Source organism: Dialister sp. (assembly GCF_036343215.1).
Taxonomy (GTDB): Bacteria; Bacillota; Negativicutes; order Veillonellales; family Dialisteraceae; genus Dialister.
Map to the genome: position 1 here is coordinate 1 of NZ_JAZASU010000230.1, position 1085 is coordinate 1085.

At 47.7% G+C, this 1085-nt stretch carries 1 protein-coding gene; it reads left to right on the forward strand.

Annotation, left to right across the window (positions count from 1 at the left end):
* Positions 1 to 778 precede the first annotated feature (778 nt).
* Positions 779 to 1084 (forward strand): endonuclease domain-containing protein, encoded by a 306-nt coding sequence (locus VZT47_RS10615; RefSeq protein WP_330224922.1) that lies wholly within the window; start codon positions 779 to 781, stop codon positions 1082 to 1084.
* The last annotated feature ends 1 nt before the right edge of the window (position 1085 follow it).

Genomic DNA, 1085 nt, shown 5'->3' on the forward strand with positions numbered 1-1085 from the left:
ACCGGGTGGGGATGGTGAGGCGGTACAGAAATCCAACATAATTACATACAATTTCATCCCAAACGGCGCCATTCAGAACAGAAATTTGTACATTCTTAAGTTGAAGTTTCTGTACATTCTTATCTTAACATTACCAAGGAGCTCGCATATAAGTTCCCGGCTTTCCATCCGGCGGTCTCTGACCGCCATTTCCCAATCCTCCCCCCTCTGACGCCTGCGGCGCCAGCTCCCCCCAGGGGGAGCCTTTTCCACTATGTTTAAAAGCACAAATGAGGCTGACTGACGAAACGTATCTGGGAAAAGTGAAATAATCCATAAGCGAGAGACTCTTCTTCGGGAACACCGCGACAGCGGTGAGAGGGCGAGTAAAGGAAAAAGGCGGCCAAAGGCCGCCGGAAGGGAAAAATCCACCCTTGAAAGGGGGGATGTCGCGGAGCGACAGGGGGGAAGATTGATGCTTGAGTGCAGAAAGAGCTTTTCAGGCACAAGTGCAGGGAAGCATCAATCATCCCATCCGCCCTGACGGGCACCTTCCCTATCTAGGGAAGGTTTTCGGTTCCGGCGGCCTATGGCCGCCAGAAAGGTCCATCCACCCTTGAAAGGGGGGATGTCGCGGAGCGACAGGGGGGAAGACTGATGCTTACAGCAGAAAAAGTTTTTCAGGTACAAGTGCATGAAGCAATCAATCATCCTATCCGGTGAATCGTATATTTCTTACCATACTCCTTTATTTCTGCTATACTCAAAGAAAATGTGAACTATAAAGGAGGGTATGATCATGTTTGCAAAACCGAGTCCCTATATGAAGAAGCGCAGATACGAATTGAAGAGGAACATGACTCCTCAGGAAAATATCCTCTATTATGGCATTTTCAAAACCCTGCGGGAAAAGAAAATTGCAGATTTTACCCATCAGGAAATCATCAATGATGAATACATCGTCGACTTCTGCTGTGATCAACTGATGCTGGTCGTAGAAATAGATGGCAGCCAGCATTGGAGCGAAGATGGAGAAAAAGAAGTCCGATTCCGGACTGCCAGGCTCAATGAACTGGGACTGAAAGTAGTACGTTATGACAATTAAT

What these genes read in the sequence shown, in the direction of transcription:
- VZT47_RS10615 (WP_330224922.1), top strand. Translation starts at nt 779, where the DNA reads ATGTTTGCAAAACCGAGTCCCTATATGAAGAAGCGCAGATACGAATTG.